Annotated in this window: 19 protein-coding genes, 1 tRNA gene and 1 pseudogene; 14 read left to right on the forward strand and 7 right to left on the reverse strand. The window is 61.3% G+C overall.

The annotated features are described in order from the left end of the window. Window positions 1-61: 61 nt before the first annotated feature. The 4 genes and pseudogenes from GY791_06800 to GY791_06815 all read left to right on the forward strand — a co-directional run bounded on the left by GY791_06800 (window position 62) and on the right by GY791_06815 (window position 4,804). Window positions 62-137, forward strand: a tRNA-Asn gene (locus tag GY791_06800). 295 nt (window positions 138-432) lie between these two features. After that, the gene (aspT, locus tag GY791_06805) at window positions 433-2,142 is read left to right on the forward strand and encodes an aspartate-alanine antiporter (protein ID MCP4328129.1); all 1,710 of its coding nucleotides are present in this window, start codon (window positions 433-435) and stop codon (window positions 2,140-2,142) included. A 22-nt stretch (window positions 2,143-2,164) separates the two neighbouring features. After that, window positions 2,165-3,760 carry a bifunctional aspartate transaminase/aspartate 4-decarboxylase gene (locus tag GY791_06810; protein MCP4328130.1) on the forward strand — a complete coding sequence of 532 codons (1,596 nt, stop codon included), beginning with the start codon at window positions 2,165-2,167 and terminating at the stop codon, window positions 3,758-3,760. Between the two features lie 362 nt (window positions 3,761-4,122). Next, a pseudogene (locus tag GY791_06815) lies at window positions 4,123-4,804 on the forward strand (hypothetical protein). Between the two features lie 60 nt (window positions 4,805-4,864). On the opposite strand, the gene speB reads toward GY791_06815, so the two are convergent. Beyond that, the gene (speB, locus tag GY791_06820; protein ID MCP4328131.1) at window positions 4,865-5,827 is read right to left on the reverse strand and encodes an agmatinase; all 963 of its coding nucleotides are present in this window, start codon (window positions 5,825-5,827) and stop codon (window positions 4,865-4,867) included. A 150-nt stretch (window positions 5,828-5,977) separates the two neighbouring features. After that, the gene (locus tag GY791_06825) at window positions 5,978-6,313 is read right to left on the reverse strand and encodes a hypothetical protein (GenBank protein ID MCP4328132.1); all 336 of its coding nucleotides are present in this window, start codon (window positions 6,311-6,313) and stop codon (window positions 5,978-5,980) included. 215 nt (window positions 6,314-6,528) lie between these two features. Here GY791_06825 and GY791_06830 point away from each other — a divergent pair, with 215 nt between their 5' ends. Continuing rightward, entirely contained in the window at window positions 6,529-7,005 is a 477-nt protein-coding gene (locus tag GY791_06830; GenBank protein ID MCP4328133.1) for an invasion associated locus B family protein, read from the forward strand. Here the strand turns inward: GY791_06830 and GY791_06835 are convergent. Beyond that, window positions 7,002-8,171, reverse strand: coding sequence for a mechanosensitive ion channel family protein (locus GY791_06835; GenBank protein ID MCP4328134.1), 1,170 nt, complete (start codon window positions 8,169-8,171; stop codon window positions 7,002-7,004). The genes GY791_06830 and GY791_06835 overlap by 4 nt on opposite strands. 332 nt (window positions 8,172-8,503) lie before the next feature. On the opposite strand from GY791_06835, the gene GY791_06840 reads away from it, so the two are divergent. The 5 genes from GY791_06840 (at window position 8,504) to GY791_06860 (ending at window position 14,200) form a co-directional block, all read left to right on the forward strand. Continuing rightward, complete coding sequence (locus GY791_06840; GenBank protein MCP4328135.1) at window positions 8,504-8,917, forward strand: polymer-forming cytoskeletal protein; 414 nt, start codon at window positions 8,504-8,506, stop codon at window positions 8,915-8,917. Between the two features lie 128 nt (window positions 8,918-9,045). After that, the gene (locus tag GY791_06845; protein ID MCP4328136.1) at window positions 9,046-9,519 is read left to right on the forward strand and encodes a hypothetical protein; all 474 of its coding nucleotides are present in this window, start codon (window positions 9,046-9,048) and stop codon (window positions 9,517-9,519) included. A gap of 132 nt (window positions 9,520-9,651) precedes the next feature. Beyond that, complete coding sequence (locus GY791_06850) at window positions 9,652-11,874, forward strand: adenylate/guanylate cyclase domain-containing protein (GenBank protein ID MCP4328137.1); 2,223 nt, start codon at window positions 9,652-9,654, stop codon at window positions 11,872-11,874. A 144-nt stretch (window positions 11,875-12,018) separates the two neighbouring features. Further along, window positions 12,019-13,323: a hypothetical protein gene (locus GY791_06855; protein MCP4328138.1), complete on the forward strand. Its 1,305-nt coding sequence runs from the start codon at window positions 12,019-12,021 to the stop codon at window positions 13,321-13,323. Window positions 13,324-13,333: 10 nt separating this feature from the next. Further along, window positions 13,334-14,200 carry a FecR domain-containing protein gene (locus GY791_06860; protein ID MCP4328139.1) on the forward strand — a complete coding sequence of 289 codons (867 nt, stop codon included), beginning with the start codon at window positions 13,334-13,336 and terminating at the stop codon, window positions 14,198-14,200. A gap of 43 nt (window positions 14,201-14,243) precedes the next feature. Here the strand turns inward: GY791_06860 and GY791_06865 are convergent, their stop codons facing one another. Then, window positions 14,244-14,696, reverse strand: a complete 453-nt coding sequence (locus tag GY791_06865) for a thermonuclease family protein (protein ID MCP4328140.1) — start codon at window positions 14,694-14,696, stop codon at window positions 14,244-14,246. A 145-nt stretch (window positions 14,697-14,841) separates the two neighbouring features. On the opposite strand from GY791_06865, the gene GY791_06870 reads away from it, so the two are divergent. After that, on the forward strand, window positions 14,842-15,600 hold the full coding sequence (locus tag GY791_06870) for a hypothetical protein (GenBank protein MCP4328141.1): 759 nt from the start codon (window positions 14,842-14,844) through the stop codon (window positions 15,598-15,600). 160 nt (window positions 15,601-15,760) lie between these two features. On the opposite strand, the gene mtnA is transcribed toward GY791_06870, so the two are convergent. Continuing rightward, a complete protein-coding gene (gene mtnA / locus GY791_06875) occupies window positions 15,761-16,855 on the reverse strand; it encodes an S-methyl-5-thioribose-1-phosphate isomerase (GenBank protein MCP4328142.1) in 1,095 nt (364 codons plus the stop codon). Between the two features lie 76 nt (window positions 16,856-16,931). Next, window positions 16,932-17,633, reverse strand: coding sequence for an SDR family NAD(P)-dependent oxidoreductase (locus GY791_06880; protein ID MCP4328143.1), 702 nt, complete (start codon window positions 17,631-17,633; stop codon window positions 16,932-16,934). Window positions 17,634-17,836: 203 nt separating this feature from the next. Between GY791_06880 and GY791_06885 the strand changes: the two genes are divergently transcribed. After that, complete coding sequence (locus tag GY791_06885; protein ID MCP4328144.1) at window positions 17,837-18,442, forward strand: superoxide dismutase; 606 nt, start codon at window positions 17,837-17,839, stop codon at window positions 18,440-18,442. Between the two features lie 26 nt (window positions 18,443-18,468). Here GY791_06885 and GY791_06890 read toward each other — a convergent pair whose 3' ends face one another. Then, window positions 18,469-19,095: a hypothetical protein gene (locus GY791_06890; protein MCP4328145.1), complete on the reverse strand. Its 627-nt coding sequence runs from the start codon at window positions 19,093-19,095 to the stop codon at window positions 18,469-18,471. A gap of 169 nt (window positions 19,096-19,264) precedes the next feature. Between GY791_06890 and GY791_06895 the strand changes: the two genes are divergently transcribed. Both GY791_06895 and GY791_06900 read left to right on the forward strand, forming a co-directional pair. Next, a complete protein-coding gene (locus tag GY791_06895) occupies window positions 19,265-20,017 on the forward strand; it encodes a hypothetical protein (GenBank protein MCP4328146.1) in 753 nt (250 codons plus the stop codon). Continuing rightward, window positions 19,938-21,464, forward strand: coding sequence for a DNA polymerase Y family protein (locus tag GY791_06900; GenBank protein ID MCP4328147.1), 1,527 nt, complete (start codon window positions 19,938-19,940; stop codon window positions 21,462-21,464). Before GY791_06895 ends, GY791_06900 begins: the two co-directional genes overlap by 80 nt. The last annotated feature ends 17 nt before the right edge of the window (window positions 21,465-21,481 follow it).

Below are 21,481 nucleotides of genomic sequence, written 5' to 3' on the forward strand. Positions count from 1 at the left end.
CCGCCCTGCTATAAGGCCGCGCCGTCAACGGCCGTATTGCGGACGGTCGATTTCGACCTGATCCCCGGTAGCTCAGTTGGTAGAGCGGGTGGCTGTTAACCACCATGTCGCTGGTTCGAGTCCGGCCCGGGGAGCCAACCAATCTAGGGCGTTGGGCAGCCGAGCTCAGCCCTTTTTTTGATTCCTGCGTAAGGGCCGACCGGCCCATCCTGCCGGATCTGAACCGACTTTCGCTCCAACTGCCATGTTTGCTACGCTACCAATGGTCGCACATGGTCATGCGGGGAAATTCGGATCCATGAACGATTGTTCTCAGTAAGTTACGAATGTTGCGGTCGAGACGCCGGCCAGACAGTCACGAAAGACACCATCGGCGAGGACTGGTCAAAATGCTGAACGATCGTCGCGTAAGAGTGTAAGGGGGAAGCCGCCATGGAATTCATCGATCGCATTTTCGATGCGGCGCCCATATTGGCGATCTTCGTCACGATTGCCGTCGGCTTCTCGATCGGAAAGCTGACGATCGGAAAGTTCGTGCTCGGCGGAATTGCCGGCACCTTGATCGCCGGTGTCGTGATCGGACAGCTCGACGTCAAAGTCGATGACAACCTCAAGAACATCTTCTTTGCGTTATTTATCTATGCCGTCGGCTATCAGGGCGGCCCGCAATTCTTCCATGCCCTCAACCTGCGCACGCTCAACCAGCTCGCGTCCGCCGCCGTCATGTGCATCGTTGGATTGCTCTGCGTGCTTGCCGCGGCGTGGATGTTCGATCTCGACCGCGGAACGGCGGCCGGCCTAGCGGCCGGTGGGCTGACCCAATCGGCGATCCTCGGCACGGCGGGCGATTCCCTGGCCAAGCTCAACGTTTCGCCGGAGCTGATCAAGGCGATGCAAACCAATCTCGCGGTCGGCTATGCGGTCTGCTACATCTTCGGCAACCTGGGTCCGATCATCATGGTTACCTGGTTCTTCCCGACGATCATGAAGTGGGACATCCGGCAGGAGGCGCTCAAACTCGCCAAGGATATGTCGGGGGGCCGGGCCGAAATCGAGCCGGGGCAATTCAACATGGCCGTTACCGTAACGACTCGGTTCTATGAAGTCACCGGCGACGGCAAGGCAAACGGCAAGACGGCGCTCGAGATCGACGGCGCGCTTTCCGACGCTGCCGTCGAAGTATTGCTTCGGGACGGCAAGAAGATCGAGTTCGACAACGACTCCAAGGTCATGGCGGGCGATATCGTCGGAATCACCGGAAAGGTCCCTGTCCTGGAATCGGCAAGCGATTATTTCGGCCACGAAGTCGTCGCCCCGGATGATTTCGAACTGGTCGAGGAACAGCGCCACGTGGTTTTGACCAACCGCAAGCTCCACGGCCGGACGATCAAGCAATTGCACGACCATGTCGGCGTCGAAACTCGTCACGGCGTGTTCGTGGTCGGCGTCAATCGCATGGGCCGGCACCTCCCCCTCTATCCCAACCTCGAATTGCATACCGGCGACGAGATGCGCCTGATTGGCCGCACCAAGGACCTCGATCGCGTCCAGTCGCAGATCGGGTACAAGATCTCTGCGGCAGCGATTACCGATTTCATCTTCTTCGGCATCGGAATGGGGATTGGCGTCCTCCTCGGCATGCTCCAGTTCAAGGTCGCCGGCATCCCGGTGACGATCGGCGCCGGCGGCGGCTGTCTCCTGTCGGGGCTGTTCTTCGGCTGGCTGCGCAGCGTCCACCCGCGTTTCGCCGCGCTGCCGATGGGGGCGTCGAATTACCTCCGCGATTTCGGCCTCGCCGTCTTCGTCGGCGTCGTCGGCCTGACCGCGGGGCCCCAGGCTTTGGTCACCTTGGAGCAATACGGCCTGTTGTTGCTCTTTCTCGGTGCCGGCGTGACCCTGATTCCGCAGCTCATCGTTTTCCCCTTCTCCTATTTCGTCCTGCGCATCAGAAACCCGATCGAGGCCCTCGCCTGCGTCGCCGGCGGACGCAGCGCGAACCCCACTTTCGCCGCCCTGCTGGCGAAGGCCGGCAACGCGACGCCGGTCGTTACGTTTACCGTGACCTATGCGGTCGCCAACGTATTGCTCACATTGTGGGGGCCGCTCATCGTCGGCTTCATTACCACCAATCCCGCCCCATAGACCGGCGTAGAGAGGACATCCCATGTCGGAGCACGATTACAGCCAGTTCGCCGATTTGAGTCCGTTCGAACTAAAGAACAAGCTGATCGAGATCGCCTCGACCGACTCGGAACGCATGATGCTGAACGCCGGTCGCGGCAATCCGAACTTTCTCGCGACCCTGCCGCGGCGCGCCTTCCTGCGCCTCGGTGACTTTGCCCTCCAGGAGGCCGAGCGGTCCTACGCCTATCTGGACAGCGGTTACGGCGGCCTGCCGGAGCGGACGGGGATCGTCGAAAGGTTTCATGCCTACGCCCATCACCACCTGGACACCGAGGGCGTACGCTTTCTGGAATCGGCGGTCTCCTACGTTCGCGATCAGATGGGGCTGGATCGCGAGGGCTTCCTCTTCGAGGCGGTTGGCGCGTTCCTCGGCTGCACCTATCCGACCCCGCCGCGCATGCTTCGGCACTGCGAAGAGATCGTGAAAGCCTACCTTTCGAAGGAGATGTATGGCCAGAAAGCCCGAGGCGGGGACTTCTCGCTGTTCGCCACGGAAGGCGGAACGGCGGCGATGACCTACATATTCCAAACCTTGCGGGAGAATAGGCTGATCGCCCCGGGCGAGAAGATCGCCCTGGGCACGCCGATCTTCTCGCCTTACCTGGAGATACCGCCGCTCGCCGACTATCAGTTGGAAATCGTCGATGTCCGGATGGATGAGGATGCCGACTGGCAATACCCCGAAGCCGAGTTGCGAAAGCTCGAGGATCCGGCGATCAAGTTCCTTTGCGTGGTCAATCCGAGCAACCCGCCGTCGGTGAAGATCTCGAACACCGGACTGGACCAAATCTCAAAACTGATCGCCACCAAGCGTCCTAATCTCATTGTCGTTACCGACGATGTCTATGGGACCTTCGCGGACAATTTCGTTTCGCTGTTCGCGACCTGCCCGCGCAACACGCTGTGCGTTTACTCGTTCTCCAAATATTTCGGCGCGACCGGATGGCGGCTCGGCGTCATCGGATTGCACGAGGACAACGTGCTGGACGACGCGCTGGCGGCGCTGCCGGAGGACTCGAAGAAGGCGCTCGATGCGCGCTATTCATCGCTGACCACCGAGCCGCGGGCCTTACGCTTCATCGATCGCCTGGTTGCCGACAGCCGAACCGTCGCGTTGAATCATACGGCTGGACTTTCGGTGCCGCAGCAATTGCAGATGATGCTATTCGCGCTCAACGGGTTGATGGATCGGGGCGACCGCTACAAGAATTCGGCCAAGGCACTCATCCGCGACCGTTACCGGACCCTGTGGGAGAATATGGGGCTTGACCCCCATCGCGAACCGGATGACGTCAACTATTACACGTTGATCGACCTGCAGAAGCTCGGCGAAAAACTCTACGGCAAGGCGTTCGCAACCTGGTTCCGCAAGGGCAACAAGGGCACCGACTTCCTCTTTCGCTTGGCCAAGGAGACCGGTGTCGTGTTGTTGCCGGGCAAGGGCTTCGAGGTCGTCGATTCGTCGGCGCGCGTGTCGCTGGCGAACCTGACAGAAGCCGATTACATCGCGATCGGATCGCTCGCCCGAAAGGTGCTCGACGAGTACCACGCCGATTTCGAGCAGGGAGGCGCTTGACCACTCGTCAACACCGCGGCCGATGGCCGCATGGCTGGGTCGTTTCTTCTTGGCGAGGTCGTGGCGTTCAAATGGCTGCAATCACCGGCCAGACCGTCCGCGCGCCGCGGTTTGCGGCGACCCGCCTCCCGCCTCAGAATTTGCTGCTCTTGCTTAGAATACAATACCTGCAATCTCCTTTGTTCAAGACATACGGAGAATAATGCAACGTCGAGGTGCGGGCCCATGACAACGTCGGCCAAGAAACCGCTTCCGACCTCGCCTCTCAATCGGGCAATCTCATAACTGACATGACCCGGAAAACCAAATCTCCGGCGCGCGCGGAACTGCCTTTCGTTGCCGGCGCCATCACCGCAGCGATCATGCTTTCCGTCGGTGATTATTGGTTCGCCGACATTCGCAACCCCGCGCTCGCCCTGGCCCTGTTCGTCTGGATTTTCGTGGCCATGCTGTGGGGTGCTTTTGGCGTCGTGCGCCATGCCGACGCGCTCGCCGAGCTGCTCGGCGAACCGTTGGGCACCTTGATCCTGACGCTTTCTGTTATTGGCATCGAAGTGTCCCTGATCACGGCGATCATGTTGGCCGGTGACGGCGCTCTGTCCTCTACCATGCGGTATTCCTGGTCTTGACCATGGTGCCGATCGTGTTGCTGTCGAAAAAACTCGCCACACTGGTCGACTTTGCCGTCGACTCATGGCAGCTTCCGGTTGGATTGAGCGGAATTCTCATCGCCCTGCTGGTCCTCGCGCCGGAGGGCGTCAGCGCGCTCAAAGCGGCGCTCGCGAATCAACTGCAGCGCTCGGTCAACATCTGCCTGGGATCATCGCTCTCGACCATCGGCATGACCGTGCCGGCGGTCGTTGCGATCGCTCTTATCACCGATCAAAAGTTGGTTCTGGCCTGTCACCCGTCGCCATAACACTGCTGGTTTTGACGCTCCTGGTCTCGACGATCACGTTCAGCGGGCGACGTACCAACATGCTGCAGGGCGCCGTGCATATGGTTCTTTTCCTGATCTATGTCGTTTTGACGATCCGGCCTTAGGAATCGCCGCCACCATCGGCGACCGGACACGATCGAACAGCCCATTCGACGCCCAAAAGCCTACGCGGCGGGACGGTCCGGATAGTGGTGGGCGTAGAGGCAGAGGAACTCGACCGCCAGCGTCGCCGCCGTCAGCGCGGTAATCTCCCCGACGTCATAGGCTGGCGCCACCTCGACCACATCCATGCCGACCAAATTTATGCCCTGCAAGCCGCGCACGATCTCGAGCGCCTGGAACGACGTCAGACCCCCGGAGACCGGGGTGCCGGTACCGGGCGCATAGGCGGGGTCGAGGCAATCGATATCGAATGTCAAATAGCAGGGAGACTCGCCGACGATGCGCTTTATTTCGGCGATCACGGCCTCGATCCCGTTGTAGTGCACCCACCGCGCGTCGAGGATGTTGAAACCGCGCGTGTCCTCGTTGGTCGTTCTCAACCCGACTTGCACCGAACGCGACGTTTCGACGAGCCCTTCCCGGGCGGCATGGAAAAACATCGTCCCGTGATCGGCCCGGTCGTCCTCATCGGTCCAAGTGTCCGAATGGGCGTCGAAGTGGATCAGCGACAAGGGTCCATGTTTGCCGACATGCGCCTTGAGTAGTGGATAAGTAATGAAGTGGTCGCCGCCCAGGGTCAGGACTGCCGTGCCTTGCTCGATGATGGTCCGCGCATGCTGTTCGATGGCGCCCGGGACCGTTTCCGGGCGTCCATGATCGAAGGCGCAGTCGCCATAATCGACCACCGCCAAACGGTCGAAGGGATCGAAGGCGCTAGGCCAGATTCTTGGCCATGTAAGCTCCGTCGACGCGGCGCGGATCGCGCGCGGTCCGAAACGGGCGCCGGGGCGGTTGGTGGTCGCGGTATCGAGCGGCACGCCGGTGACCGCGACGTCGACCCCCTCGAGGTCCTTGCTGAAGCGGCGGCGCATGAAGCTCAGCCCGCCGGCATAGGTTGGTTCGGAAACCGTTCCGTAGAGATCGGTCCGCGTGAAGGCATGGTCGTTGCGGTGCTTCTGCGGCATTAATTCGCGTATTCCCTGGCTGATTTTCTGAGCCGGAGACTACCATTGTTGAGACATGACTGGCAGTTGGAATCGACCCACACGAACCGACTTCGCTTAGAAACAACTGTCTGGGATTTGTGCCGGCGCGGCCGCCGGCCGGGACGCGATCTATTTAAGGCAGCTCTTCACGATGTTTATGCACGGTGTCGGCGGGCCGAACAGACGGCGTTCCAGTCCCTCATAGGCGACGTGTTCGACACGGTCCCGGTAAATCGTGAAATCGGCCTGGCAGGTAAAGGCAAAATCGCCGTGCATTTCGGTTCGAACATAGGTGAGCGTCTCTTTCGCTGCGCCATAGGCGTCGCGGGTTGGAAGTCCTGCGCAATCGAGCAATTCGGATTTCTTCATGCCCAACATTTGCGTCCTCGCCGTCTGCGTCTCATCGACGCTAAGGCTGCACGCCGACAGAATACAGGCCGCACCAAGCACGAAACTCCTAACCATTCCGGCCACCCACGTTATCCGATTCCAGGCGCCCGCGACCCGATGTCACAGGCATTCTGTCCAATAGTGGTAGATAACCCTAAAGCTTTGATTAATCTTGGCATGTCGAGTAAGTTGCGCGGCGTCCTCCCCAGGGCACCCGAGCAACCAAACCCATGAGCTGATATCCGATGCCACACCAAGCTGTGCCCCCCGTGCGGTTAATTGCGTTCACATTGCTCCTTACGATACTGGTTTTTGCTTTCGGCGCCCGCGCCCAGCAACAGCCCCTCGAACCCGAAGCGACGTTTGACGATTGGGCCAAGGCCTGTGAGGAAATCCCTCAAGGCGGCCGAAAGTGTTTCGTGTTCCAAAATGTTACGACTCAGGACGGAACGCGGCCGATCGTCACCCTGACGGTTCTCAAGGTACCCGAAGCCGCGCGGCCGATTCTCCTGCTTACGGTTCCGCTCGGCGTCTTCCTGCCGCAGGGATTGGGCATGAGCATTGACGGCAATGAGCCGCTGCGCATACCGCTTCAGATCTGTTCACCCAACGGCTGCCAATCGCAATTCGAATTTCCGGACAAGCTGCTCGGCGCCTTCAAGGCGGGCAACAACGGGACCGTAAAAATGTTCGATCCGGGCGGAAAGGAAGTAAACGTTCCGTTTTCGCTCAAGGGCTTTACCAAGGCCCTGGCCTCGATCAGTTAGCCGGAAGCCGTGCCCTCCGCGTCGGCTTGAAGTGGGAACGGTTCGGCCTCGCCCATCGGCCATTTCTCCACATAAACCGACTGGGATGGAAACGCGAAGCCGGAACCGGCGCCTTCGACTATTGTTTTGATCTTGAATGCGAAATCCTGCTTGACGTCGAGCCATTCCGCCCAGTTTGTCGTCTTGGTAAAGCAATAGATCATAATATTGATGCTCGAATCGGCGAACTCGTCGACGAAAACCAGGGTCGACACCCGCTCCGGATCCGTCTCGAACGCATCGGTGTCGTGAATGTGGTCGCGGATCTGGTGCACGATCGTGCGGAGTTGGTCCTGTGTGGTCCGGTATTCGACGCCGACCTTCCAGTAAATGCGGCGATTCGTCATTTTCGAGTAGTTGATGATCGGCTCGTTGGTTAGCAGACTGTTTGGCACCGTCACCAGCGCCTTGTCGAATTGCCGGACGCGGCTCGCAATCAAGCCTATCTCCTCGACGACGCCCTCTAGGTGGCTGGTCTGAATCCAATCGCCACGATCGAAAAGCTTGTTCATGAAGATCATGGTGCCGCCGAAAAGGTTGGCGATCATGTCCTTGGCACCGAGCGCGAACGCCATGCCGGCCAGACCGAGACCGCCCAAGACGGCGGCCACGTTGAACCCCCATTCCTGCAGCACGGCCGCGATGCCCAAGATTACGATCAACACTTTGAGTATTTTTACGGCAAACGCGTGCAAGGTCTCCTGCGCCGTCAATGGCGTTCCCAATTGCGCCAGGACCCGGTCGATAAGGTAGGAAAACGGCTCCACCATCAGGAACAGAGCCCAGAATATGGTGAAAATTATCAGCACACGGATCAGGCTGTGGACCCAGTCCCCGGTATCGACCGAGCCCGACACGACCTGGACCGCCACGTACAGGCCGAGAACGAGAAACGCGAACTGAACCGGCTTTTCGAGAGCATCGACGAACATGTTGTCGATTCTGGTGGACGTTCTATCCGCCAACCGACGCATCGCCTTGAGGATCACTCGGGTAAAGAATCCGCGGGTCACCGAAAACAGGAAAAAGACCAAAACCGCGGCAAGAATCGGACCCAAGCTGACCCCGAAGACACCGGCTTTCCAGACCAATGCGACCTGCTGCCAGAATCCTTCAAGAATATCCATCACATCACCCAAAAAAACACGGCGCGAGGTTGCGTCGGGCTGTACAATCGAGGCGACGTGTGAATAATCGTTTTTGCCCGTGGCCGCAACACGCGGCCGTTCCTGCAGCACGAGCCAGACGTTGCCCTTGTCACGAATTTGTCCCACCGAAGGGGCAAACTCGCTTGATAGGGCTAGTCTGTTCTATCACCAGAACGGCGATTTCTAGGCAGGGGACCCGTATGTTCAATAAGTCAAAGCAAAACAACAGCGAGCCCGCAACTCCGCGGCCCGCAGTACCCGAATCGACACCAACGACGAAAGCGGAAAGCCCGGCCCCGGCACCCAAGCCGGTGGCCAATGTTGCTTCGGCATCGTCGATTATCAGTGCGGCGCTTAACGTCACCGGCAACCTTGACTGTGCCGGCGACATCGAGATCAAGGGCACCATCGATGGCGACGTTAAGGCCCGCAACGTGCGTATCGACGAAAGCGGAAAGGTAAAGGGCAAGATCGTCGCCGATTCGGCGTATGTCGATGGCACGGTGCGTGGCCAAATTGTGGCCAAGAACGTGGCCTTGGCGGGATCGGCAAATGTCCGTGGCGATATTCTTCACGAGTCGCTGTCGATCGAGGCTGGCGCTTTCCTCGATGGCAACTGCCGACGCCTGAAGGAGGCTGACCAAGCGGCCGATCAGCCGCAGAAGGAAAGGAAAGAGCCGGCGAAGCCGGCGGCAACAAATATGGCTGCCGCACCCGCAGGTTAGAACCGTTTTCGGACTCTCTGGGTCACGCCGATAGCTGTGACCAATGTCATTTCAGTGTCGCGCCCTTTCGTGCTAAAGAAGGCGCTCAAATACCATTTGTCCAAAGCAGAACGGGATAGAGGGTCCTCATGAACACGCTCGCAAAACGATCCACGACACTCGCCACCGCCGTGATTGTGCTTGGCGCCGTGACAGCCTGTCAGAATGTCGGAACGAAGACGCAAGTTGGTGCCGCGGGTGGCGCCGCCGCTGGCGGCCTGCTGGCAGCGGCGACCGGAACCGGGGCGGCCGGCATCGCCGCCGGCGTTCTACTCGGCGGCCTCGCCGGCGGCGCGATCGGCAACATGCTCGACCAGCGCGACCAGGAAATGGCGGCGCAAAGCACCCAGCAAGCCTTGGAGAGCGGCCAGACCGGTCAACAGACCCAGTGGGTGAATCCGGACAGCGGCCATAGCGGTACCGTACAGCCGACCCGCACCTACCAGACGTCGAGTGGACAGTACTGTCGCGACTTCCAGCAGACAGTCACGGTCAATGGCCGGACCGAAACCGCCACCGGCACCGCCTGCCGGCAGGCCGACGGTACCTGGCAGGTCGTTTAGGGAGGGCCGGGAGCAGCTGGCGCCTCCTTGCCGGTAACTGCCGGTCCCCAATCTCAGATTTGGGGATGTCCTGTGCGATTTCGGGACATCCCCAATTCGTTCCGTTGACACCCAAGCAGCCAAAATAGGGCCATGCGACGCTGGCACGGCATCGTTGTTGGTCTGCTGATCCTTGCCGCCGGGGTCGGCGTCCGGTTTCAAGATCCGGAGCCGTTGCAGGCCCTAAGGCTCATGGTGTTCGGTGCCTATCAGCGATTGCAGCCGCGGATCTATCAGCCGGCGCCGGTACGTATCATCGACATTGACGAGGAAAGCCTGCAGCGTCACGGCCAATGGCCGTGGCCGCGGACCGTGATCGCGCGCCTCATCGACAGGTTGAGGGATAGTGGCGCGGCAACCATCGTTATGGACATCGTGTTTGCGGAAGTTGACCGCACTTCGCCGATCCAGGTCGTGCGTTCCCTTCCCGACCTCGAAAAGCGCGCCGCCATTTTAAGCGCGCTGCAAGACATCGACCTGCCCGACAACGACGACGTATTGGCCAAGGCCATCGTACCGGGTGGCGTGGTGACCGGATTCGCGCCCATAAACAGGCCCTCGCCCTTGCCGAACCGCGTCACGACATTTGCCTTCGTCGGAGCGGATCCGCTTCATTTCGTGCCGGCCTTTGGCGGCGCCATCGTCAACCTTCCCGACCTCGAAAAATCGGCGGCCGGGAACGGTGCCATCTATGCACAATCCGATGTCGATGGGGTATTTCACCGACTGCCCTTATTCGTCAATATTCGCGGCGAGATGTACCCGTCGCTGGCGGCCGAAGGGCTGCGCGTCGGTCAGGGTGCCGCCACCTTGATGTTGCGGTCATCAGACCAGCGCGATCTTGAGAGCCTCGGCACCGCGGCCGGGATTTCGAAAGCCAAGATCGGCGCGTTCGTGGTGCCGACCGACCCCAACGGGCGTATGTGGCTCTACGATACGGGTCGTGTGCCGGAGCGCACAATTCCTGCCTGGGAGGTCCTCGACGGAAACTTCGACCCCTCGCGCGTCGAGGGCATGATTGCGGTGGTCGGCGTTTCGGCGGAAGGTCTTTCGGACGTTGTCGCCACGCCGCTCATTCCGAGAGCGACCGGCGCCGAGCTCAATGCGCAGGCGATGGAACAGATCCTGCTCCAAGATTTCCTGCAGCGCCCGCTTTGGGCCAAAGGCGGCGAGGTTCTGTATCTTATCCTGCTCGGTCTCGCGCTCACCACCGCTTTCCTGGTCGACCGCTTCGGTGCCGTGATGTCGACGGTGCTCGGCGGAGTATTGGTCGCCGCCGGGGTAGCAATCAGCTGGTGGGCCTACGCGCAGCACGGACTGCTTCTCGATCCGGTCTATCCGGTTCTCATCGGCACGGCGATCTATCTGTCCAATTCGATCATGAAATACATCGTCAGCGAGGCACAGCGGAAGGAGGTGCGCGGAGCCTTCAGCCAGTATGTCGCGCCGGCGCTGGTCGACGAGCTCGCCCGCAACCCGTCTGCCCTCAAGCTGGGTGGCGAAAATCGCCAGATGACCGTCTTGTTCTGCGATGTCCGCAATTTCACCGCCATCTCCGAACAGCTCGATCCCGAGGGGCTGACGCACCTGCTCAATCGCTTTCTCACAGTGATGACACGCCTGATCCTGTCGCGCCGCGGCACCATCGATAAATATATGGGTGATGCAATCATGGCGTTTTGGAATGCTCCGCTGCCGGACCAGGACCACGTTCGCAATGCCTGCGCTACGGCCTTGGCAATGGTCGGTGCATTGCCCGATTTTGACGAGGAATTGAAGGCCGATACCCAGTACAACGGTTTCGATTTCGGCGGTTTTCGGTGCGGGATCGGTCTCAATACCGGGCCCTGCCTGGTTGGCAACATGGGCTCGGAGCAGCGCTTCGATTATTCCGTCCTCGGCAATACGGTAAACATGGCCTCGCGCTTCGAGGGGCAATGCAAGACCTATGGGGTCCCCATCATTGTTGGTGAAAGCACCCACGATGAAGTGACGGATTTCGCAATGCTGGAGCTCGATCTCGTTCGCGTCGTGGGAAAACGCGAAGCGACCCGCATCTTCGCCCTGCTCGGCGACGATGAGACCGCGCGAACGGAACACTTCGAAAACCTCCATCGAGAACATACAGCGTTGCTTTCGGCATACCGGCAACAACATTGGGACATCGCTCAAAAACAGCTCGAAATTTGCCGCCGGCAGATGGGTGAAATCGACCTCGGCGGTCTCTACGATCTCTACCTAGACCGATTGGTGGCGTATATGGCGGAGCCGCCCGGTGCCGATTGGGACGGCGTCTTCGATGCAAAAACAAAGTGATCCAGGTCACTGATATTTTTCGGTTGCGGTATTATGCTCTGTCAGTCATGTGGTAACGTCTAACCGGCGACAAGCCAAACAAGACAACAGCCCGTGTCAACGAAGATGTACTTACAATATACAAATATCCGACGTCTGATCGTCATGATGTCTGTTGTCGGCGTCCTGACCGCTTTCCATCCGGCCACGGCCGAGAGCAACGAATCGCTCGAAGCGGAATACGATCAACTGTTCCGAGAATTGCTCAGGCAACCCAACGATTTGGATAACATGGCGCGGTTCGCCTATGTGGCGACGCAGCTTCGGAACTACGAGGCGGCGATCCAGACCTTCGAGCGGATGCTGCTGATCAACCCCAACCTGCCGACCATAAAGTTGGAGATTGGCGTTCTTTATTATCGTCTCAAGGCCTATGACACCGCCAAAGTATATCTGGAAGACGCGCTCACCGATCCGGCAATGCCGCCGATTTCGCGGGCTCGCGCCCAGCGCTATCTCGACGAAGTCGATGAACGCGTTGCCGCCTCGACGTTCAGCGGCGCGGTACTGGCCGGAATCCGCTATCAGGACAACGCCAATGCGGGACCCGACGGTCCGTTCATCTTGTCTGGCGGTTTTCCGGCGATGATACCCACAGGATTTCAGCCGACCGACGATATCAACGGCTTCGTGTCCGGACGGGTGCGCCACCGCTACGACCTGGCGACGCCGTTGGACGAAGCATGGGTGACCGACGCCGAATTCTACGGCACCGCCCAAGTCGATCTCGACCAGTACAATGTCGGATTCATGGAGCTGCGCACGGGTCCCCGTATCGCCGTCCTGCCGCAGAGCGTCGATACCCTTTTCGTTCGACCCTTCTTCATCTCGAATGTTTCATTTATCGGTCAGGACTTGTACGGCTATGGCTTCGGCGGCGGCGTCGACCTCGAGAAGGAATACGGCGACGATACAAAGGTCGGCCTGCGCTATATCGGGCTCTACAGGGACTTCCAAAATATTTCCGTCTTTCCCAACGATTCGGAAGACGGCGTTCAGCATCGCCTGACGTTTTGGGCCACCGATCGTCCCAACGAGGATTGGGTCCTTTACGGGCAGGTCCGCGGATTCGACGTGCAGGCGAATTCACCGCAGAACGCCTATCACCGCGTCGATGTCTACGGCCGCATCGGCTATTACTATGATGCGCCGTTCGATCTCGCCTGGCCGTGGCAGGTGTCTGTCGGCGGGTGGTACATCTATCGGGAATACGATGCCCCGGATCCGGTCGTATCGCCGTTCGTAACGCGGCAGGACGACGAATACCGAATTGCCATTTCGAACGACTTTCAGATCGATCGAGACTGGTCGATCTTCTGGCAGCTCGAGTACATCAGCGTCGATTCGAACCTGCCGAATTATACCTACGACAATCTGTCGACGTTGGTTGCCGCTCGGAAGCGATTCTAAGGAGGGCGCGATGATGCTATCCAAACTTGCCACGGTGCCGTTTTGCGCCGCTGCGCTGTTGCTTGCCATCATGGGTGCGGCCTACGCCGCCGAAGTCGGTGTCACCGCCGCCGTCAATCCGAGCGCCCTGGGTACGCCGCCCGGCGAATCGACGCGCACGCTGGTCGTCGGCAATGATGTCTTCTTCGAGGAACGGATCGTCACCGAAGGCAGCGGACAGACCCAGATCCTGTTTCTCGATCAGTCGTCGCTGACCATCGGGCCGGGTTCGGATCTCGTGCTCGACGAGTTCGCCTATGACCCGGACACATCGGTCGGCAAGATGGCGATCTCCGTCACCACCGGCGTCTTGCGCTATATCGGCGGCCGGATCGCCAAACAAGAGGACGTCATTTTCACGACGCCCCACGCGACCATCGGCATTCGCGGCAGCAGCTTGGGCATCGACACCGGCGCCGACCAGTCGATCGGCTACCGCACATCGGGGCGCATGTTCTGTGCCGACGACACGGAAGTCGTGGTGATCACCGAGGATGGCTGGGTCTGCATCATCGATGACGATGGCGTTCGCGTCGAAAAGGTGGACCCGGCGTGGCTCAAGAAATTCCTCGCCTCCTTTGTCGGCCGCGATGGCTCGCCGGACCTGCCGGAGGACGAAGTGGTCGAGAAGGTCGATGCCGAATGCGGCGCCGGTGCGCCCGTCGTCGGCGGCTTTTGCGGCGACGGCAGCCCCAAAGTACCGGATCCGAAGGAATTCGACGACAAGGCCGAGGTCGAACAGTTCATTCAGACCGAATTGGACAATAACCTGGAGCCGAACGACGACATCCCGCAGGATTGCGAAGTCTGCAACTACGACGTCGATCAGATCCAATAAAAGGCATTCAAATACGGCGTCATTGCTCCGCCGCCGAGCGCCTCTATCGCATATCCGGATAGTTGTTGGGCCCCGGGTTCCACATCCCACGGCGCGCGTCGCGGGCTTCGATTTCAGTGTTTCGATAGACCGCGTCGGCGGCGTGGGCCCAGCCCGTATAGACCATGCCGTAGGACAGGTCATAGCCGTTCGCCAGGCAGCGCGCGACAACCGGACCCTGATCGGCGACCTCGATGGCCCGACACTCGACCACCGCACCGGCGGTCAAATCGAGCAACTGGGCGCGTGCAATGCGCCCACAATCGCGGTCTTGACCTCGAACCGTACAAATCTCACCCGGAACCGGCACGAGGATGCCCGCCAAGCGGAATGCCGTACCATCCAGATCGACGGTCTGGCCATCGATAACGACCAACGCTTGCGCGTCGGCTCGTTCCGCGGGAAACGCGGACCAACTCAAGATCAGGCAGATTCCGACAGCCGGCCATCGCAGCATCGCCATGCTCCCGATCGCGAGACAATGGTGTATCCAGATATCTGGGTTATAGCGCCGACATACCTTTACGGACCATCACGTTTCCGCGATAAATGCCTTAGATGCGGCAGCGGACCGGCCGCGCCCGATCCCTACGAGCGCCGTCATGCAAAAACCGAGCTATCCGGAGCAGATCACGATCGGCGGTCGCGCCTATCGCGTCGATAGGGTTCTCCACGACGATTTTTTCTCGATCAACGTGCTTTATGTGGAGCCAGGTGGCGGCCGCCAGATTCTCAAGCTCAGCGACTTCCGCATGATCGGCGGCTTCCTCTTCCGTCCGATGGCGGCGTGGATGTCGCGCCGGGAATACCGTATCTACGGAAAGCTTGAAGGCGTTGTCGGGGTGCCCACTCTCGGACCACGATGTGGCGATCGCGGCTATTTCCATGACTTCGTGCCCGGAAAACCGCTCGATCGGCTGGCGCCGGACGAAACCGTGCCCGACGATTTCTTCGACCGCCTGGTGGACACCTACAAGGAAATGCACTTGCGCGGAATCGCCCATGTCGATTCGAACAAGCGCAGTAATCTAATCCTCGGCAACGACGGCCGCCCTTATGTCATCGACTTCCAGGTCGCGCTCGACCGCGGCAACGGGCGCACATTGCGCCGCCGCCGCGAATCTTTGTTTTTGGCCCTGGCCCGATCGGACATCTACCATGTCTACAAACTCAAGGCTCGTTTGCGCCCCGACCTGATGCGGCCGGAGGAATGGGCCCTTGCCGATCGGCCGCGCCAAAACCGAATCTACGACCGGATTTTCGGCGGCCCCTACCGCACGCTGAAACGCATGATCTACCGCTCGGGCAGCACCCAGCCACGATGGCGGCGCAGCGGCAACGGTCGGGATACGGACGCCTAGGGCGTGATCGGCTCACATCGAAACGAAGTGAGCCGTGAATCACGCCCCAACATATTGAGTTAGAGCAAGATTCACGTTTCAGGTCGATTCGATCTGAAACGATCTTGCTCTTGGCACGGGATTCGGTGCCAATGCGACGGGAACACGTTGTCCGAAATCTCTATTCCAGCTTTTCCGGGTAAAGCGTTGCCAAGCCCAGCGCCGATGCCTCGCAAAGACCGCGTTCAGTGATCAGGCCGGTGACCAGGCGCGCCGGGGTGACATCGAAAGCGTAGTTCGCTGCCGGGCTCCCTTGTGGCGTGATGGTGACCGTATGGACCGCACCGTCGGCATCGCGACCGGTCATCGTGGTTACCTCGTCCGCGCCCCGCATCTCGATCGGAATGTCGAACCCATCGGTTAACGTCCAGTCGATGGTCGGACCGGGGAGCGCGACGTAGAACGGCACATCGTTGTCGCTAGCCGCCAAGGCCTTGAGATAGGTGCCGATCTTGTTGGCAACATCGCCGGATGCCGTCGTCCGGTCGGTGCCGGTGATACAGAGGTCGACCGCGCCGCGCTGCATCAGATGCCCGCCGGCGTTGTCGACGATCACCGTGTGTGAAACCCCTTGTCGACCGAGCTCCCAAGCGGTCAGCGCCGCGCCCTGGTTGCGAGGCCGTGTCTCGTCGACCCAGACATGGACCGGCACACCTTTTTCGTGGGCCTTGTAGATCGGCGCCAGCGCCGTCCCCCAATCGACCGTCGCCAGCCAGCCGGCGTTGCAGTGCGTCAACACGTTGACCGGGCGGGATTGATCGGACTTCCGCCATTGCTCCTCGATCAACGGCAAGCCGTGGTCGCCGATCGCCGAATTCATGGCGACATCGTCGTCGCAGATCTCGGCCGCGCGTCGGTAGGCAGCTTCGACACGCGCCTCATGCGGCCGGTTGCGGACATGGGCCCGCATTTCGTCGAGCGCCCAGCGCAGATTGACCGCGGTCGGGCGTGTCGCCAGTAGCTGGTCATAGGCGAGCTCGACGGCCGCGTCGCTGGAATCCGCACGCAGCGCCAGGCAAATGCCATAGGCTGCGGTGGCGCCGATCAACGGCGCTCCCCGCACCAGCATATGGGAGATCGCCTGCGCCGCATCGTCGACCGACCTCAAACCGGTAGTGACGAAGGCATGTGGAAGTTTGGTCTGGTCGATGATCGAAATCGACCAACCGTCGTCATTGAGCCAGATCGTTCGATAGGACTCGTCGTGGACCTTCATGATTGTCCTCTACGACCACCGCGGGGAGTCGGTGCACGGCCATGACAGAGTCGTCCGTGCTTTGTTGGAACGCTTACTAGAACTTCCCGTAGACGGGTACGATTCCGCCGCGGGTCACCTGGTTGCCCGGGGACACCAGAAAGGCGATGGTTTCCGCGATTTCCTCCGGCTTGGGCCAGGTGTCGTGATTTGCCTTGGGCATCGCTTCGCGGTTTGCCGCAGTGTCGATGATCGACGGCGCAACGGCATTCACCCAGATATTCTTTTTGGCGAGTTCTTCGCCCAGGGCTTCGGTCAACGCCGCGACCGCGGCCTTGCTCGCCGCATAGACCGCCATCCCGGCGCCGCTGCGCGGTTCTACGCCGGGCCGTGCCGAGACGTTGACGATGCGGCCGCCGCGACCGGTTTCGTCAATCCGCCGCGCCGCCGCCCGGCAGCACAGAAACGCGGTCCGCAAATTGATGTCGATCATGTGGGCGAAATCTTTGGCCGTCGTATCGGCCAGCGACGCCATGGCAAAACCGCCGGCGAGATGGACCGAAGCCCACAGCGGCGGGCAACTGTCGAAGAACGCGTCGACCTGCCCTTCATCGCTGAGGTCGATGCCAGTCTCGACCACGACGTTCGGATGGTCGCGGTGCGGGTAACCTTCGAGCTGCTTGGCGTGAAAATTCGGCAAATGAATGATTGCGCCGTCCTCGAGCAGCCGTCCGACGACCGCCCGTCCAAGGCCGCCGGTGCCGCCGGAAACCACGATATGGTGTTGTTCCAATTGCATGATCGAGACTGTCTCCGTCAATACGTGTCCTGTCAATCCCGTGATCTTGCCGAACCAGCCGATGAGCGATAGCCGCCATCGGGTCGAAAGCGGCGGTCACACTATTTTCGAGATCGGCCTTTGGGCCGGCGCCCGGGCCTTGCCTTGATACGACCGCGACAAGTAGGGTCGACCGGCAAATTCCCGTATCCGGAGACACACCCATGCCGTTCGAGCTGCGCCCCCTGCCCTACCCCTATTACGGCCTCGAACCCCACATGTCGGCCGATACGCTCGGCCAACATCACGACAAGCATCATCGCAAATATGTCGACCGACTCAACGATTTGGTGACCGGTACGAATTTCGCCAACCAGCCGCTCGACGACATCATTCGCGGTTCGGCGACCGACCCGGATCTCAAGACGACCTTCAACAACGCGGCGCAATCCTGGAATCATGATTTTTTCTGGAATTGCATGGCACCCGTGGGAACGGTCAGCAAGAGCGACGTCGTGAACAAGCGCCTTACGGAAACCTTCGGCAGCGTCGACCGGTTCAAGGAAGCGTTCAAGGCGATGGCCGTCGGCCAGTTCGGCAGCGGCTGGGCGTGGCTGGTTTTCGACCATGGGGAGTTGGCGGTGACCAAGACGGCGAATGCCGGCAATCCAATGACCGAGGGTGTGGTACCGCTCCTGACCTGCGATGTGTGGGAGCATGCCTATTATTTGGACTACCAGAGCCGACGGCTGGATTTCGTCACCACCTTCCTCGATCGTTTGGTCAATTGGCCGTTTGTCGAACGGCGCCTCGACGAATGCCGAGATTGAGGCCGGCCGGTTGCGCTCTGTGGGGCTTAGCCGGACCCCTCCAATTCGTGGATAACGATCACGCGGCACGGCGATCCGCTGACCCCTTCGAGACGCAGCGGCAAGGCGATCATGCGTCCGCCGGGAGTTACGGCTCGTGCCGCCTCATGGTCGATCTCCTCGATCAGCGTGACGCCGTTTTCAGCGATCATCTGATGGATCAGCAGGGGCGGCTGGTCGCGGATGGTGATGGCGGTCGCGAATGCCCAAACCGGACATGCGAGGGCGAATAGATCGCGAATAGCGGCTTCTGACAGCTGGCCCGTGGGCATCGTGCCCCGCAGGAGCAGGATCTTCTGTCCGTCAAAACGCGAGATCGCTTGCGTCCGCGCGGCGGTAGCATCCAATCCATCGATATCGACCAGGAAATAGGCACCGATCAGATTGCCGAGATCGACCGCATCTATGGTCGCGCCGCCGTCCACGAGATGCGCCGGGGCATCGATATGGGTACCGGTCTGGGCACCCATGTGCAGCTTCGAGACCCGGAATCCCCGGCTCCTGATATCGCACCAGTGTTCGACGCGGAACGGCGGGTCACTGAAGTCGCCGTCTTGGTAGATCGGGGTTTGCGCGTTGAGACGCCGTGTCAGGTCGATGATCTGTTGGGTCATGGAACATCCTCGGTGGGGTAAGCGCGGCGTATCGGCACCGTCTTCTAGCAAATTCGGGAGGACGGCGTCTTATCGGTTATGAGGCGGAATTTGGCCGGTCTCCAATCTCCGGTTGACTCCATGAAGGCACTCAATTAGAACAAAACAAGAACAAATAACGAGATCCACGATGGAGACCCAGTCTCAACTCCGCTCAAACGAATCGCCCGCCGCCTTGCGGGCGACGATTGCGCGTCTCGAGGGGTGCGGCTTCGACGGTACAGGTCCGCCACCGATCCGCCTTGGCCTTGCCGCCATCGATCGTCACCTGCCCTGGGGTGGTCTGGCGCGCGGTGCGGTGCACGACATTCTTGGTCTCGATCCCCTCGACGGCGCCGCCAGCGGGTTCTGCGCCGCCCTGTTGGCGCGACTGGGCGCCATGGCGGGACCGGTGCTGTGGGTATTCCGCCCGCTTGGCGGAGACACGGCGGCGCCCTATGGCCATGGGCTTGCGCGTTTTGGACTCGATCCCGGCCGAATCGTGTTCGCCCGTGCCGACAGGGACCGAGACCTATTGTGGGCCGCCGAGGAAGGGCTGCGTACCCCTGCCTTGGCCGCCGTGGTGGCCGAGACCGGTGCCGTCGATCTCACCGCCAGCCGCCGCCTGCAATTGGCCGCCGAGGCCAATGGCGTCACCGCTTTCCTGTTGCGCCGTACCCGAATGTCCGATTCTCCCGTCGCCGCCGCGACCCGGTGGCAGGTCGCCAGCGTACCGTCTTCCCCCCGCGATCTCCCGCGCTGGCATCTCGATCTCGACCGGTGTCGCGGCGGCACCCCCGGAAACTGGCTTGTGGAGTGGTGCGATGAGACGGGTGATCTCGCTTTGGCTGCCGACACTGTCGACCGACCGGATCTGCCGCGCGCATCCCGATTGGCGGGCTGAACCTCTGGTCACGGCGGCGGTCGAGAACGGCGCGCTGGTCATCCGCGCCGCCAACGCCGCCGCCCAAGCAGACGGCATCCATCCCGGCCTCAAGGTCGCCGATGGCCGTGCCATGATACCCGGCCTGCGGGTCGTCGACGATGCTCCGGCAGAGGATCGCAGAGCCCTCGCCGCCGTCGCCGATTGGTGCGATCGCTATACGCCGTTCGTCGGCAGCGGAGGCGACGGCTTGTTTCTCGACATCACCGGCTGCGCCCACCTCTTCGGCGGCGAAGCGGCTTTGCTCGACGGGATCACCGCTCGTCTTCACGGCTTCGGCTTTGCCGCCCGGGGCGCCCTCGCCGACACGCCCGGCGCGGCTTGGGCCGTCGCCCGCTATGGCCGCGCCGATGACCGTGTCGTGCCGCCCAATGGCGGCCCCAGCACCCTCGCCGGATTGCCGGTCGCAGGGCTGAGGCTCGACCCCGCCACCACCGATACTCTGGACCGTCTCGGTCTCAAGCGTGTCGGTGAGCTTGCCGCCCTGCCGCGCGCCGCTCTCGCCGCGCGCTTCGGCACCGAACCGGGCCGCCGCCTCGACCAAGCCTATGGCACCATCGGCGAGCCGATCTCGCCCCGCCGGCCCGCGCCGGCGCTGCGTGCCCGCCTCGTCTTCACCGACCCCGTCACCCGGACCGAGGACATCGCCTATGCGCTCGACCATCTGCTGGCCGATCTGTGCCGTCAGCTCGAACAGACGCATCGCGGCGTGCGCCGGCTTGAACTGGCGTTGTTTCAGACCGGCGGCGGTGTGATCCGTCTCGCCATCGGCACCAGTGCCGCGACCCGCGACCGCGGCCACCTGGCCCGCCTGTTTGCCGAGCCCCTGGCACGGCAGATGGAAGAATCGGCATGTCCAGGGACCGAGATCGAGGCCGCACTCCTGGCCGCGCCAACGGTCTCCCCCTTCGCCGCCGACCAGCTTTCCCTCGACAACGGCAATCTCCCCTCGCGGGCCACCCACCACGAGATCGCCGCCCTCGTCGATCGCCTCGCCAACCGCCTCGGCACAGACCATGTCTTCCGCCACGATCCGGCCGAAAGCCACATTCCCGAACGCGCCGTCATGCCGCGGCCCGTTTTTGCGGCGCAAGGCGGAGCGACGCTCGGCTGGCGACGCGATCTGCCACGGCCGCTCCGCCTGTTCGCCCGGCCCGAGCCGGTCGATGTGGTGGCCAGCATCCCCGAGGGTCCGCCGGCGCTGATCCGCTGGCGACGGCAGATGCTGCGGGTCCGCCATGCTGCCGGGCCGGAGCGCATCGCCCCCGAATGGTGGCTGGAACGCAGTCCGACGCGCGACTATTACCGCGTCGAGGATCGCGACGGACGTCGGTTGTGGCTCTATCGCGCCGGGCTCTACCGGCCCGACACCCCGCCCCAGTGGTTCCTGCATGGATTGTTCACCTGACGGCGGGGCCGCCCAGA

It is taken from the genome of Alphaproteobacteria bacterium, assembly GCA_024244705.1.
In the GTDB taxonomy this organism is placed as follows: domain Bacteria; phylum Pseudomonadota; class Alphaproteobacteria; order JAAEOK01; family JAAEOK01; genus JAAEOK01.